At 37.3% G+C, this 13,548-nt stretch carries 13 protein-coding genes; 5 read left to right on the top strand and 8 right to left on the bottom strand.

Annotated features, from left to right (window positions below; all coding sequences use genetic code 11):
- The first annotated feature begins 24 nt into the window (after positions 1 to 24).
- Positions 25 to 411 carry a nuclear transport factor 2 family protein gene (locus tag AC3ITD_RS08970; RefSeq protein ID WP_489365815.1) on the top strand — a complete coding sequence of 129 codons (387 nt, stop codon included), beginning with the start codon at positions 25 to 27 and terminating at the stop codon, positions 409 to 411.
- 106 nt (positions 412 to 517) lie between these two features.
- Here AC3ITD_RS08970 and AC3ITD_RS08965 read toward each other — a convergent pair whose 3' ends face one another.
- The 4 genes from AC3ITD_RS08965 to AC3ITD_RS08950 all read right to left on the bottom strand — a co-directional run bounded on the left by AC3ITD_RS08965 (position 518) and on the right by AC3ITD_RS08950 (position 4,865).
- Entirely contained in the window at positions 518 to 922 is a 405-nt protein-coding gene (locus AC3ITD_RS08965) for a hypothetical protein (protein ID WP_489365813.1), read from the bottom strand.
- Between the two features lie 178 nt (positions 923 to 1,100).
- Positions 1,101 to 3,662, bottom strand: a complete 2,562-nt coding sequence (gene topA / locus AC3ITD_RS08960) for a type I DNA topoisomerase (protein WP_489365811.1) — start codon at positions 3,660 to 3,662, stop codon at positions 1,101 to 1,103.
- 133 nt (positions 3,663 to 3,795) lie between these two features.
- Positions 3,796 to 4,020 carry a hypothetical protein gene (locus tag AC3ITD_RS08955; RefSeq protein WP_489365809.1) on the bottom strand — a complete coding sequence of 75 codons (225 nt, stop codon included), beginning with the start codon at positions 4,018 to 4,020 and terminating at the stop codon, positions 3,796 to 3,798.
- Positions 4,021 to 4,037: 17 nt separating this feature from the next.
- Positions 4,038 to 4,865 (bottom strand): serine hydrolase domain-containing protein, encoded by an 828-nt coding sequence (locus tag AC3ITD_RS08950; protein WP_489365807.1) that lies wholly within the window; start codon positions 4,863 to 4,865, stop codon positions 4,038 to 4,040.
- Positions 4,866 to 5,003: 138 nt separating this feature from the next.
- Between AC3ITD_RS08950 and AC3ITD_RS08945 the strand changes: the two genes are divergently transcribed.
- Positions 5,004 to 5,519 (top strand): glutathione peroxidase, encoded by a 516-nt coding sequence (locus AC3ITD_RS08945; protein WP_489365805.1) that lies wholly within the window; start codon positions 5,004 to 5,006, stop codon positions 5,517 to 5,519.
- A gap of 46 nt (positions 5,520 to 5,565) precedes the next feature.
- Here the strand turns inward: AC3ITD_RS08945 and AC3ITD_RS08940 are convergent, their stop codons facing one another.
- The 4 genes from AC3ITD_RS08940 to AC3ITD_RS08925 all read right to left on the bottom strand — a co-directional run bounded on the left by AC3ITD_RS08940 (position 5,566) and on the right by AC3ITD_RS08925 (position 8,387).
- Positions 5,566 to 5,853: a hypothetical protein gene (locus tag AC3ITD_RS08940; RefSeq protein ID WP_489365803.1), complete on the bottom strand. Its 288-nt coding sequence runs from the start codon at positions 5,851 to 5,853 to the stop codon at positions 5,566 to 5,568.
- A 222-nt stretch (positions 5,854 to 6,075) separates the two neighbouring features.
- On the bottom strand, positions 6,076 to 6,783 hold the full coding sequence (aqpZ, locus tag AC3ITD_RS08935; RefSeq protein ID WP_265801031.1) for an aquaporin Z: 708 nt from the start codon (positions 6,781 to 6,783) through the stop codon (positions 6,076 to 6,078).
- 275 nt (positions 6,784 to 7,058) lie between these two features.
- A complete protein-coding gene (locus AC3ITD_RS08930) occupies positions 7,059 to 7,898 on the bottom strand; it encodes an MBL fold metallo-hydrolase (RefSeq protein ID WP_265801032.1) in 840 nt (279 codons plus the stop codon).
- A gap of 45 nt (positions 7,899 to 7,943) precedes the next feature.
- Complete coding sequence (locus tag AC3ITD_RS08925; protein ID WP_056850051.1) at positions 7,944 to 8,387, bottom strand: MarR family winged helix-turn-helix transcriptional regulator; 444 nt, start codon at positions 8,385 to 8,387, stop codon at positions 7,944 to 7,946.
- Positions 8,388 to 8,555: 168 nt separating this feature from the next.
- On the opposite strand from AC3ITD_RS08925, the gene AC3ITD_RS08920 reads away from it, so the two are divergent.
- From AC3ITD_RS08920 to AC3ITD_RS08910, 3 genes are all read left to right on the top strand, one after another.
- The gene (locus AC3ITD_RS08920; protein WP_489365800.1) at positions 8,556 to 9,785 is read left to right on the top strand and encodes an MFS transporter; all 1,230 of its coding nucleotides are present in this window, start codon (positions 8,556 to 8,558) and stop codon (positions 9,783 to 9,785) included.
- Positions 9,786 to 9,989: 204 nt separating this feature from the next.
- Positions 9,990 to 11,819 carry a glycoside hydrolase family 2 protein gene (locus tag AC3ITD_RS08915; protein ID WP_489365798.1) on the top strand — a complete coding sequence of 610 codons (1,830 nt, stop codon included), beginning with the start codon at positions 9,990 to 9,992 and terminating at the stop codon, positions 11,817 to 11,819.
- A gap of 170 nt (positions 11,820 to 11,989) precedes the next feature.
- On the top strand, positions 11,990 to 13,456 hold the full coding sequence (locus tag AC3ITD_RS08910) for a glycoside hydrolase family 30 protein (RefSeq protein WP_489365796.1): 1,467 nt from the start codon (positions 11,990 to 11,992) through the stop codon (positions 13,454 to 13,456).
- Positions 13,457 to 13,548: the final 92 nt, after the last annotated feature.

The following is a 13,548-nucleotide window of genomic DNA, read 5'->3' as shown; positions in this document are numbered from 1 at the left end:
CTTTTCATTTTTTCCGCTCTCATTATGATAGTAAATTTTTCTTTTGCGCAAAAAAATGAAGTGGAGAATGCAGTAAATAAGCTAACGGAACTGATGATTACTCCTGATAGTTTAGCGTTAGATAAGTTGATTTTGAATAATTTAAGTTATGGCCACTCCAGTGGAAAAATAGAAACCAAACAACAGTTTATGCAATCGCTGTTGTCTGGATCATCTGACTTTGTCGATATTAACTTAACCGATCAAACGGTTACCATTCAGAATAAAACAGCTTTAGTGCGGCACACGCTAAATGCGAAAACCAACGATAAAAATGTTCCCGGAAATGTGAAATTAAATATCCTGCTGGTTTGGAGTAAGGAAAAAGCAGGGTGGAAGTTGCTTGGTAGACAAGCGGTTAAGGTGCCTTAGTTGGTCTAAAGTCTCTAGTCCAGAGTCTGAAGTCTTGGATTCGGATACTATATCAATTGGTCTTTTTTATCAGCCAGGGGTTGACTAATGACTCAGCACTCACGACTCATTTGATCATCACGCCAGGTCTATTTACCAATGGAATTTTAATCAAATTAGAATCGATAATACTTTCAGGCAGGAAAATAAATTTTTTATCGTAAATGGTTGAACCGACATAATAGCTTAACCAATATTCATTCGTTAACCCGAAAACTTCTGGATCAATGGCTTCAACACCCTTGAAATCCTGAGCTTTCATATCGCCAATGAAATGCCTTAAAACGGAGGTTTTTACTTGCTTGCCATCTTTTTCACCATAACCTTTTGAGCTGATTAAAACATTTGTAATTGGCTCGCTTTTTAAATTAACAAGATAAACAGTCCAGTTTTTTACTTCTGGAGTTTCACTCATTAATACAACAGCCATTGCAATATCTTCAACTGAATTTTCTGGTAAATCGGCTTTCATTGAGATTAAGGATAAAAGAACAAGGAACAAAGACGATAGATTTTTAGAGTTTTACTTCTAATCTTTAGTCCTTGTTTATTTTTTTGTTCTAAATTGTTTTTTCTGGATAAAAGGACAAGGACTATATATTTCTTAGGTATTTACCCTTAATCCTTGTTCCTTATTCTTTATTAAAGGTTTACTTCTTACTTGCTACAGTCTTTTTTGCCGGAGCTTTCTTCTTAGCCGGAGCTTTTTTCTTCACCTCAAAAGCTTTAGGTACCTGTTCGACAATCATTTTTTTAATTACCTCCAAATCTACATCAGCTAATTCTTCAGCTGTATATTTTTGTTTAGTAGCTTCGTTGTTCCTCAATTTCAGCATCAATTTGCCAAAACGGATGAAGGGTCCCCAACGGCCATTTTCGATTGAAATTTTTTCAGCATCCCAGGTTTTGATATAGCGGTTAGCCTCTTTTTCTACTTTTTTGCCAATTAGTGTTTCGATATCAGCTTGTGTTAAGTTATCGAAATCATAACCTTTAGCGGGAATATTAATAAACAAGTCGTTCCATTTGATGAAAGGACCAAAACGGCCCTTGCCTTTAGTTACACCTAAACCATCATAGTAGGCGATTGGTGCATCGGCATCCATTTTCTCTTGTATAATTTGAACGGCTCTATCATAAGTAACAGAAAGAGGTTCTTCATTTTTGGGTAGCGAAATAAAAGCCTCGCCCCATTTAACGTAAGGTCCGAAACGGCCAACACCAATCATTACCTCTTTGCCTTCAAAATCGGGTAATTGCATTGGTAATTTAAACAATTCCAGTGCTTCATCTAATGTTATAGTAGCAACTGATTGGCTACGCATTAAACTCGCATAACGTGGTTTCTCTTCTTCATCAAGCTCGCCGATTTGTACCAGCGGACCGAACTTACCAACCTTTGTGTAAACATTTTTACCTGTTGCCGGATCCAGCCCTAATAAGCGTTCACCTGTAGCACGTTCTGCTGTCTCTAAAGTCGTTTCAACTTCCGAATGGAAAGGATTGTAGAAAGAATGCAGCATTTTGGTCCACTCTTGCAAACCTTGGGCAATCTCGTCAAATTCTTTCTCCACCTTAGCTGTGAAGTTGAAATCTACAATTCCTTTGAAATGTTCAACTAAAAAATCATTTACTACTTCGCCAATATCAGTAGGGAAGAGTTTCTGCTTTTCAGCACCCGTAATTTCTGATTTCGTATCCTTGGTTACTTTTCCATCAGCCAAAATAATGGCCGTAAATTTACGCTGTTTACCATCTCTATCTTCTTTAACCACATAACCACGATTTTGAACCGTCGAAATGGTTGGTGCATAAGTAGAAGGACGGCCGATGCCCAGTTCTTCCAGCTTCTTAACTAAACTGGCCTCCGTATATCTTGCTGGCGGACGAGAATAACGTTCGGTTGCCTGCATTTCTTTTAAAAATAATTCTTGCCCTTTGGCTAAGGGAGGTAAAATTGAACCGCCTTCTTTTTCTTCGCCTTCTTCATCATCCGTAGATTCTAAATAAACTTTTAAGAAACCATCAAACTTCAAAACTTCTCCTTCTGCAACTAGATGCTCTTTTCTGGTAGATGCCGTAATCTGGGCAGTTGTTTTTTCGAATAAAGCTTCGCTCATTTGCGATGCGATGGAGCGTTTCCAGATTAAATCGTACAAACGTTTCTCTGAAATATCGCCATCAACGGTATGTCGATCGAAATAGGTGGGGCGGATGGCTTCGTGAGCTTCCTGCGCACCTGCCGATTTTGTTCTGTAAACTCTTTGTTGGTGGTATTTGTCGCCATACGCTGATTTAATTTCAGCGGCAGCAGCGTTTAAAGCAGTTTCTGATAGGTTTACAGAATCTGTTCTCATGTAAGTAATCTTTCCAGCCTCGTATAGGCGTTGGGCAACCTGCATTGTCCTTGCTACCGGGAATCCTAATTTACGCGATGCTTCCTGCTGTAGGGTAGAAGTCGTAAACGGCGCAGCAGGATTACGTTTTGCTGGCTTGGTTTCTAAACTAGTGATGTCAAACTTAGCCGAAGCACAATCTTGAAGGAATTTTTCTGCATCGGCTTCACTTTCGAATCGTTGTGCCAATTCGGCCTTAACAACCTCTTTTCCTTTACCTGTAGAAAATTGAGCAGTGATTTTATATGCAGCAGCAGCCTTGAAGTTTTGAACTTCTCTTTCTCTATCAACAATTAAACGAACTGCTACAGATTGCACACGACCTGCTGAAAGAGAAGGTTTAACCTTTTTCCACAATACAGGAGAAAGTTCGAAACCTACTAATCTATCTAAAACACGACGAGCCTGTTGGGCATTAACTAAATTATAATCAATGCTTCGTGGGCTGTCTATCGCTTTTAAGATTGCCGGTTTAGTTATTTCATGGAAAACGATACGTTTTGTTTTTTCTACTTTCAGTCCTAAAGTTTCAAACAAGTGCCAGGAAATGGCTTCCCCTTCACGGTCCTCATCGGATGCTAGCCATACCATTTCGGCATCTTTGGCAAGTTTCTTTAATTCGGCTACCAATGCCTTTTTATCGGCTGGCACTTCATAGGTCTGGGCAAAATCGTTTGCAATATCAATCGCCATATCGCCTTTAGCTAAATCCCGAATATGGCCATAGCTCGATTTCACAAGGAAATCTTTGCCTAGGTAGCCTTCTATAGTTTTAGCTTTTGCGGGAGACTCGACGATTAATAAGTTTTTAGCCATGAAATAACGATTTTGTGCAAATAAAGCTATAATTAAAGTATAAATCCAAACTTGCGCATTATTTAATACAATTTTTTTTTGAATTTTTCTTAAAATTTAACGTCAGAAAAGCTTGATTGACCCGAATCATCACTTAATTTATCACAGCATTTATTTTTTGCCAAAGCGCATTATCAAATCCCGAAACGGCGAACGATGGATTGGCTGGGTCGGATGCATTACCCATACGCACGATAACCATACTTTTGCTCGGTATTACATAAATACGTTGGTCTGATGCGCCCATAGCAGTATACATATCGCCTGGCGCATTCGTAACTAAACTGCCTTGAAAAATACTTTGACTTCCCGGTATCATATAACTCCCTTTACCATTTAACCACCATAAATAACATAAGAAAGATTTATATTTTGTGATGTATTTGTGCTTTCAGAGAAGAAGGATTCATTCAAAATTTGCTCGTTGTTCCATTTTCCCTTGTTTAAGGCTAGCAAACCAAATCTTGCCATGCTTCTGGTACTGCTGTTATATATTTTAAAAATAAATCCGTCATTCCAAAAACCATCCATGCCTAGTTTATTTCTTATTTTAGCATTGAAATAGTTTTCAAAATTTTGCTTGCTTGCTGCAGAAACCACATCCATCAGTTTTTGAAAAACATTAGCATAAGCCCACCGATTCCCAGCATCAGCTACATAAGTCAATTTCGATTTGACGCCTAATTCGCTGCTTTCATCCAATCCTGATGTCATAGTTAAGAGGTGTTTTACGCTAATTAGATTTTCTTTAACGAGAGGTTCGCTGGTCCAGCCCGTGCCTAGATACTGAGATACTGCATTGTTCACCTTTAATAGGTTTTCTTGTTGGGCAATACCGGTTGCGGCAGAAACGAGTGTTTTACCGGCACTATTCCATTCCCAGGTGGCGTCTTTTGTATGGCCATTAAAATATTCTTCCAATACAATCCTTCCGTTAACTAAAATCATAAATGATTTAGAATTTTTCTCTGCAAGATATTTTTTTAAGTCCTCTACAGCATTTTGTTTCCAGCCGAGACTCGAAATCGATTTTGTTTCCCAATCGCTTGTATTAGTAGGAGGAAAATACATGTGCTCAGAATTTGTCGGAGCTGGTTCATCAATTTTCTTTTTGCATGCAAGAAGTGATACAGATATAATTATAAGTATGAGCTTAATTTTCATAGCAACAAAGTTTGGTTCATTGGTACGACATAGATTTATACTTTTGGTTTAATTTTGAGGATTATCATTTAATTTACATGCAAATCACATGAGTGAAAACTATTTGTGTCTATATTCGTATATAAAAACAAAAAAACAATGATCAATACTATCCTTATCCTATTAAACTTTTTGGTGCCAAATCCGCCAAAGAATGTTTACGATTTCAGCTTCAAAACTATTGATGGCAAAGAGGTCAAATTATCTAAATTTAAAGGCAAGAAAATTTTAATTGTCAACACGGCCTCCAAATGTGGATTTACGCCGCAATATGAAGATTTAGAAAAACTCCAAAAGCAATATGGTAAAAAAGTGGTGCTAATTGGCTTTCCAGCAGGAAATTTCGGTGAGCAAGAGTTTTCTACCAATGCTGAAATTAAAGAGTTTTGCACTGGCAAATACAATGTATCTTTCATGCTTGCCGAAAAAAGCAGTGTAAAAGGCGATGATATTAGTCCGCTGTTTAAATATTTAACTTCGCAAACCAACACAGAAGAACAAGGTGATATTAAATGGAACTTTGAGAAGTTTTTGATAAATGAAAAAGGGGAGTTGGTTCACCGTTTCCGCTCAAAAACAAAACCAATGGATCAGGCGATTGTGAAGAATTTATAAAAAATAAACATCTGTGGCTTCAAAACCACAGATGTTTATTTAAAAATTAATTTTCGCTGTCGAGTTGCTCGTTTATTTCTCTTAGATAATCTTTCCTCATAAAATAAAAGACACTAACGCTTATTATTAGGAGAAACCATCCCAAAAATGATCCTGATACGTTATTAAGTTGTTTTTTCTGGTATTCCAGATCGTCGTGAGCATTTTCAGAATGAATATTTGGATTACTGGGAAGGTAAACTACCGATAGCGTATGGCTTACCGGGACCTCTAATATCTGTTTATCTTTTTTGTATATTTTATCCTTTACCTTATAAAAGTAGGAAATTGTCATGTATTTGCTTGTTTGACCTCTTCTATGGTAATCACTATACACCGTGTCGTACGTTGTAAGAATTGTTTTTCCTTCTTTAATAAGTAATTCAGAAAAATGAATCTTAGCAGTTATATCGTTTTTCTCTGTATTCATGTAATGTCTAATCAATAAAAATATTGATAGGGAAAATACAGCAACACAGAGAATAAGTATTTTTAGTTTTGCTTTGCTATTCATTCTTTAGCTCTTCTCTAAAACGCTTTTCCAAACTAGTGCGCTCAATACTGCACCTACAATTGGCGCCGCAACAAATAGCCAAACTTGTTTTAAAGCTTCTCCTCCAGCCAATATCGCCGGACCGATGCTACGAGCAGGATTCACAGAAACTCCTGTTATTTTGATGCCTACAATATGAATGAGTACCAATGAAAGACCGATGGCTAAGCCTGCGAAACCACCATTGATATTTTTAGTAGAAGTTGCTCCAAATATCACCAACAAGAAAATAAAGGTGAATACAGCTTCAGCAATGAATGCAGCAGTAGAGTTATACTCTGCAAAATAACCTTTTCCCCAGCCGTTCGAGCCTAAAGCCCATTCTTTCATTTCAAAATTTTCCTGGTTACTTACAATTAGATAGAGCAAACCAGCACCTGCAATAGCACCCAAAATCTGGGCAACAATATAATATGCTGCTTCCCCGGCTTTCATACGGCCAGCTACTACCATACCAATGGAAATTGCCGGGTTAATGTGACAGCCGGAAATGTGCCCGATCGCGTAAGCCATCGCAACAACAGATAAGCCAAATGCAAAAGAAATACCGAGTAGGCCAACGCCCGTAGTGCCGTCTGCTCCGGCTATTACGGCGCTACCGCAACCCATTAAAACTAATACTAAAGTGCCTAGAAATTCGGCGCTAAATTTTGAGAATTTACTTGTCTCCATTTTATTTTTATTAAAAGATTTAAAAAAAACAATAGGGGGAGATTTTGCTCAAATGTAAATTAAAAATTATGATTTTAAAATTAGGGCTTGATATATTCTGAATTGAAGTGGTTTGGAAAGAGAAAGGGGCTTAAATCCTTAAGCCCCGAATAAACCAAACAAACTATTTATGAAGTATATAGATAACCAATAGCTCAAAAAAAAGTTTGAAAAAAAATAAATTTGCTATTTTGCTTTGAGAGATTTTTTTCTAAGCCTATCTAAACCCCATTTTGTCAACTAAATAAGTTTAGCTGATCAGGAACGTATTCCGTTGGATTAAAATGGTATGTAGATTTTTGAACATTGTTGTTATTTACATAAAATAACGGAGTTTCCTGATCACGCGATGCTACCTGAACAAACGTTTCTCCGGCTACGTTTTTGAAAATTTCTTCAACTAAAACAGGGTTATTATTATCTTTTGAAAGGTGACTAAGCAATAGATGGGTCATAAAAGCAGGCTTATGATTTTGAAAAAGCTCAAGGGCCTGTGTGTTGCTTAAGTGCCCGTGGCCACTTGTAATTCTTCGCTTTAAAAAATAAGGGTAGCTTCCGTTAGCGAGCATATTGGGACAATAATTTGCCTCTAAAAATGCTGCATGGCAGGTTTTGAACTGCGTAACCAATCTATCGCAAATGGCGCCAATATCAGTAAAAACGCCAACCCGCACATCATTGCATTCTATAGTAAAGCTATACGGATCTGCAGCATCATGAAATTTAGAAAAAGCAAGAATGTTCAATTTGCCGATTTTAATTTCTTGTAAATGAGAAATAGTGAAAACATTATCTTCAATTAAAGTCAGCTTGCTGCTCTTATAAGTAGGCGTACTAATATAAACAGGTAGCTGATGTTTTTTTGCAAAAACGCTCAAACCTTTAATGTGATCGCTATGTTCGTGTGAGATGAAAATGGCTTTGATTTTTTTTAAAGATAAACCAAGCCGATTGATTCGGGTTTCTACCTCTTTACAAGTTAATCCGACATCTACCAAAACGGCTTCGTCATCGTTACCAATGTAATAACAATTGCCGTTGCTGCCAGAATTTATAGAAGTAAAATATAATGCCATTTTGAACTTGCAAGGTACGGCTTATTTGCATAATCATAAAGTAAATTATACCCTTGCACCATTATGTTCTACCAAACGAGATAGTAAGGGGAGAAAAGCTTGTATAAGCATAATCTCTTCTGATGAGAAAATCTTTTCCATGGTTTGTACAAGCCACTCTTCTTTAATTTTTCTTGTGGCGATGATATGTTTTTCGCCCAGTTTAGTTAAGCTGATGAAGGTTTTTCGTTTGTCGTCTGCACTTGGTTGGCGTTCAACACATTTCGCCTCTACCAACCGGTTGATGATTTGAGAGATTGCCTGCTTAGAAACCCGTTCCAAATCTGCCAGCTCTGTAGATAACATTTTACCATGTTGTTCCAGTAACGACATCGTCAGTAATTCAGCATTACTAAATGAAGAACTCACATTCTGTTTCCGCAACTGTCTGGTTAAACGGGTAACTGTGCTTCTTAATTTAGCGGCAATTTCTTGAGTTTCTGTTGGCATTTTTAGTAAATAAGCTTTACAAATATACGGTAAATATTAATTTATTATTCTCTCCTGATCCAAAATAATGTCTCTTTTATGATTTTAAAATGATTAAATATCCTGTTTACAATTTCTTGTATCCCGTTTAAAATCTTACTTTTGTAAAGTTACTTTACTATTTTAGATATGGGTATTTTTCGTTCATTAAAACATTACAATTATAGATTATTCTTTACAGGCCAAGCCATTTCGCTGGTAGGCACCTGGATGCAGCGTGTTGCGGTAAGTTGGTTGGTGTACCAAATCACCGAATCTGCATTTTTACTGGGTTTAATTACTTTTTTGAGTTTGATCCCATCTTTGGTTTTGGCGCCATATGCCGGGAGTTATGTGGATAGACATAACAAGTACAAAATCTTAATGATTACTCAAATCATCCTGATGCTTCAAGCTGGAGCGCTTGCGGTAATGATTTGGTTTAAAGTTTATGATATATTTTGGATTGCTGCTTTATCGCTTGTTCAAGGCCTGGTAAATTCGTTTGATGTGACTGCCCGACAATCGCTTATGGTTAATTTGGTAGAGGACAAAGAAGATTTACCAAATGCTATTGCGCTTAACTCTTCGGTTTTTAATGCAGCGAGATTGGTTGGGCCAGCCTTGGCAGGAGTAATTTTAAGTACTCTGGGAGAGGATATGTGTTTTTTGATTAATTTCCTCAGTTTTATTGCAGTAATTGTTTGTTTAGTGATGATGAAACTGAAACTGCAAGAGCACCCAAAATCAAGAGAAAATATATGGGTTGATCTTCGAAAAGGTTACGATTATTTAAAATCATCGCCAGATTTAGCATCAATGATTATAATGATGGCAGCGTCAAGTCTGTTAGTCATCCCATTTACAACCTTATTGCCTGTTTTTGCAAAAGATATTTTCAATGGAACAGCCACCACTTTCGGCTGGTTTGAGAGTGCTGCAGGTTTCGGTGCCTTTTTCGGGGCAATTTATATGGCCACACTAAAGGTGAATCAAAACTTACAAAAAATAGTGATGGTTTCAGGCATCTTGTTGGCTGTTTCTGTAGTGGCGTTGGCCATTAGTCCTTCGTTAATTTTAGCATTAATCTGTACCGGTTTGGCTGCGCTGGGTTTAATGGCGCAAACCTCATCAATAAATACTTACTTGCAAACGCATGCTGATGATTTAATGAGGGGAAGGACCTTGAGCTATTATATTATGGCTTATCAGGGCGTTTTACCAATAGGAAGTTTGCTTATGGGGTATCTCGCACATCAATTTGGTACACAAACAGTTGTAGCTTTCGAGGGCCTAGCCGGGTTGCTTATTGTTGGTGCTTTTATTTACAATGAGAAACATCGAAATGAGATTAAAAATAATGCTGTTTCGCTTACGTAAACAAAGGAAACTTCCTCGTAGAAAACTTGTTACCTTGTTCTTTTAAAATCAAATCCAACTCAAAGCCTTTCAAATAATTCAATATATTTGGCATTGTTATTTGCGTTAAATTACTTTATGGGGGTAGCTTAATCGTCTAAAATTGCTTTTATACATTCCGAAAGCATGATAAGTAAGTACTGCTACCCTAAAAATTAAATCATTATGCCCAATTTAAAATTTAGAGTTTTTTTACTTCTATTTACGCTTCTTTCATCCATTTGCTTCTCACAAGTTAGTTCAATCCAAAACATTCAAGGTAGAAATATTCAAAGTCTAAACGGCAAATGGAATTATATTATCGATCCTTATGAAAATGGATACTACGATTATCGTCATCAGCCGTATGATCAATCCAGAACAGGAACAGGAGGTTTTTTTGACGATCGGGAACAGAAAGATAAATCTGAATTGATAGAATACAATTTTACTGGTTCTCCTCAAATGAATGTACCGGGTGATTGGAATTCGCAGTCGGAAAAACTCGAACTTTATGAAGGCACAATTTGGCTGCGTAAAAGATTTGATGCCAAACCAGAGAAGGGTAAGAAATATTTCGTCTATTTTGGAGCTGTAAACTACGAAGCCCATGTTTATTTAAACGGTAAAAAACTCGGTGTGCATAAAGGTGGTTTTACGCCTTTTCAATTCGATGTAACCAATAAATTAAAAACTGGCGAGAATTCACTCGTTGTGAAGGTTGATAATACCAGAAGGCCGGATGAAATTCCAACTGTAAATACCGATTGGTGGAATTATGGGGGCATTACACGAGAGGTGTATTTGGCTGAATTCCCTGATCATTTTATCAGCGATTATAAATTGCAGCTGGTAAAAGGAAACAATAATTTAGTTAGTTTTTCTTTAAAACTATCAGATGCCACTGCTGGACAAGATATCACACTATCAATTCCGGAATTAAAACTTGAGAAGAAATATAAAACAGATAGTGAAGGAAAAGTTAATGATGAATTTATCTGGAACAATCTAAGCTTGTGGTCGCCTGAAAACCCAAAGTTATATGCTGCAAACATTAAATCTGATAAAGAAAATATTGATGATAAGATTGGTTTCAGAACGATAGAGGCTAAAGGCGATAGCATTTTGTTAAACGGGAAATCTGTTTTTTTGAGGGGAATTTCGCTTCATGATGAGAATCCTATACTGGCAGGACGCCTGCGTTCTGATGGGGATATGCGAATGATGCTGCAATGGGCAAAAGATATGAACTGCAATTATGTTAGGCTGGCACACTATCCTCACAATGAAAAAATGCTCCGTTTGGCCGATGAAATGGGCCTAATGGTTTGGGCTGAAGTACCGGTTTATTGGACCATCAGCTGGACGAACCCAGCCACCTATGCCAATGCCAAACAGCAGCTTACAGATTTAATTGTCCGTGATAAAAACCGGGCAAGTGTAATTATTTGGTCGGTTGGGAATGAAACGCCATTAAGCGATGCCCGTTTAAGTTTCATGAGTAATTTGGTAGAAACTGCCCGCACTTTAGATGATACCCGTTTAATAGCAGCTGCACTTGAGGTACATCGCGAAGGAAACACGATGATTTTGAATGATCCGCTCGGTGAAAAAATTGATTTAGTTAGCTTCAACGAGTACGCAGGTTGGTATTTTGGCGGTGTGCCAAGTGAAATTACAAAATACGATTTCAATATTAAATATAATAAGCCAGTGGTAATAAGCGAATTTGGTGGCGATGCATTAGCGGGTTTCCATGCTGATGAAAATACACGCTGGAGCGAGGAATATCAAGAGGCATTGTACAAAAATCAAATTACGATGTTGAGCAAAATAAAATCATTAAGAGGGATTACCCCTTGGATTTTAACGGATTTCAGATCGCCGCGTAGGCAGCATCCAGTTTACCAAAATTTTTGGAATAGAAAAGGACTTATTTCTGAAACTGGCGAGAAGAAAAAAGCTTACTTCGTATTGAAAAATTTTTATGGTGAAATGCTGGAGAAGTATAAGTAATAATCCAGCACATTGGCTATAGTCCTTGATAGATAAATGGTTATCTAAAAAGTTAAAAAATAATTACTAAAAATCGTGGTTTTGTGACTTTAATGAATCTTTTATTCGGAAATTCGAAGTTTCAAATGAATGATGGCCAAACAAACGGCTGTTGATTTAAAAAATATAAAATGAAACAAAAGCTAAGTATCCTATTGGTTTTAGCAACTGCATTTACGGCAGCTGCGCAACAAAAAAAATCTAGTCAAACAGTTGAAAAGTATAACATCGGAAATAAAAAAGTAACGGTTTATACTACCGCTGAAAAAACGGACTATCGAATAAGCAAAACAGAAACTTTAAATTTTGTAGAGAATAAGCAGCCTTTTGAAACAGAGCCGACTATTTTTGTAGATCCTACAATTAAGTATCAAACGCTCGTAGGCATTGGTGGAGCACTTACAGATGCTTCTGCAGAAACATTTGCCAAACTTTCTAAGAAAAACCAGCAAGAATTACTAGCAGCATATTACAATAAAGATAAAGGTATTGGTTACACTTTAGCACGTACCAATATAGCTAGTTGCGATTTTTCGAGCGGAAGTTATGCCTATGTTCAAGATAACGACAAAGATTTAAAAACATTCAGCGTTGCGCATGATGAGCAGTATAAAATTCCATTAATTAAGCAGGCAACTGCTGCTGCCGGAGGAAAGCTAGCGCTTTATGTAAGTCCGTGGTCGCCCCCAGCTTGGATGAAAGATAATAACAGTTTAATTAAAGGTGGACATTTATTGCCCCAGTATCGCCAGAGTTGGGCCAACCATTATGTAAAATTCATTAAAGCCTATGAAGCCATGGGCATGCCAATTTGGGGTTTATCTGTTCAAAATGAGCCAATGGCGAAACAAATCTGGGAATCTTGCGTGTACACAGCAGAGGAAGAACGTGATTTCATTAAAAATTTTTTAGGGCCAACTTTGCAAAAATCAGGATTGAGTAGTAAAAAATTAATCGCTTGGGATCACAATCGTGATCAGATTTTCCAAAGAGCAAGTACAATTTTAAACGATAAAGAAGCTGCAAAATATGTTTGGGGAATTGGGTTTCACTGGTATGAAACATGGACAGGCAGTGGAATGCAGTTCGGAAACGTTCGCCAGGTGCATGAAGCCTATCCCGATAAAGCGTTAATTTTTACTGAAGGATGTAAAGAGAAGTACGATGTGAATAAATTGGGCGACTGGACTTTAGGCGAACGCTACGGTTATTCAATGATTAACGATTTTAATGCGGGTACGGCTGCCTGGACAGATTGGAATATTTTGTTAGATGAAAACGGAGGTCCGAACCATGTAGGCAACTTCTGTTTCGCTCCGGTGCATGCAGATACCAAGAATGATAAGTTGATTTATACCAATGCCTATTATTATATGGGGCACTTTTCTAAATTTATTCGTCCTGGAGCGAAAAGAATAGGTTCTGCATCCAGCCGTGATCTATTACAATCTACGTCGTTTTTAAATGCTGATGGAAAATTAGTGGTTGTGGTGATGAATCAATCGGATGAAAAGCTAAAGTACAGTTTATGGATAAAGGGTATGGCAGCAACAACGACTAGCTTGCCGCATTCCATCGCTACATTAGTGGTAGAATAACAAGATAGAAAAACTAATAGCAGAAATATCCAGCAACGGTTTTTTATCAAGAATGAGGTCGTTGTGCTAGCCAGACTTTTAGGGAGAGCGTT

It is taken from the genome of Pedobacter sp. KH_004, from assembly GCF_057840755.1.
The sequence above is the reverse complement of the archived record's forward strand: the minus strand, read 5'-3'. Positions and strand labels throughout refer to the sequence as shown.

Excerpts from the sequence above, each read along its gene's own strand:
- AC3ITD_RS08930 (WP_265801032.1), bottom strand. The coding sequence starts at position 7,898 with ATGGCATTATATTTTACTTCTATAAATTCTGGCAGCAACGGCAATTGT.
- AC3ITD_RS08925 (WP_056850051.1), bottom strand. The coding sequence starts at position 8,387 with ATGCCAACAGAAACTCAAGAAATTGCCGCTAAATTAAGAAGCACAGTT.
- AC3ITD_RS08945 (WP_489365805.1), top strand. The coding sequence starts at position 5,004 with ATGATCAATACTATCCTTATCCTATTAAACTTTTTGGTGCCAAATCCG.
- AC3ITD_RS08965 (WP_489365813.1), bottom strand. The coding sequence starts at position 922 with ATGAAAGCCGATTTACCAGAAAATTCAGTTGAAGATATTGCAATGGCT.
- topA (WP_489365811.1), bottom strand. The coding sequence starts at position 3,662 with ATGGCTAAAAACTTATTAATCGTCGAGTCTCCCGCAAAAGCTAAAACT.
- AC3ITD_RS08920 (WP_489365800.1), top strand. The coding sequence starts at position 8,556 with ATGGGTATTTTTCGTTCATTAAAACATTACAATTATAGATTATTCTTT.
- AC3ITD_RS08915 (WP_489365798.1), top strand. The coding sequence starts at position 9,990 with ATGCCCAATTTAAAATTTAGAGTTTTTTTACTTCTATTTACGCTTCTT.
- AC3ITD_RS08950 (WP_489365807.1), bottom strand. The coding sequence starts at position 4,865 with ATGAAAATTAAGCTCATACTTATAATTATATCTGTATCACTTCTTGCA.
- AC3ITD_RS08910 (WP_489365796.1), top strand. The coding sequence starts at position 11,990 with ATGAAACAAAAGCTAAGTATCCTATTGGTTTTAGCAACTGCATTTACG.
- AC3ITD_RS08955 (WP_489365809.1), bottom strand. The coding sequence starts at position 4,020 with ATGATACCGGGAAGTCAAAGTATTTTTCAAGGCAGTTTAGTTACGAAT.
- AC3ITD_RS08940 (WP_489365803.1), bottom strand. The coding sequence starts at position 5,853 with ATGACAATTTCCTACTTTTATAAGGTAAAGGATAAAATATACAAAAAA.
- AC3ITD_RS08970 (WP_489365815.1), top strand. The coding sequence starts at position 25 with ATGATAGTAAATTTTTCTTTTGCGCAAAAAAATGAAGTGGAGAATGCA.
- aqpZ (WP_265801031.1), bottom strand. The coding sequence starts at position 6,783 with ATGGAGACAAGTAAATTCTCAAAATTTAGCGCCGAATTTCTAGGCACT.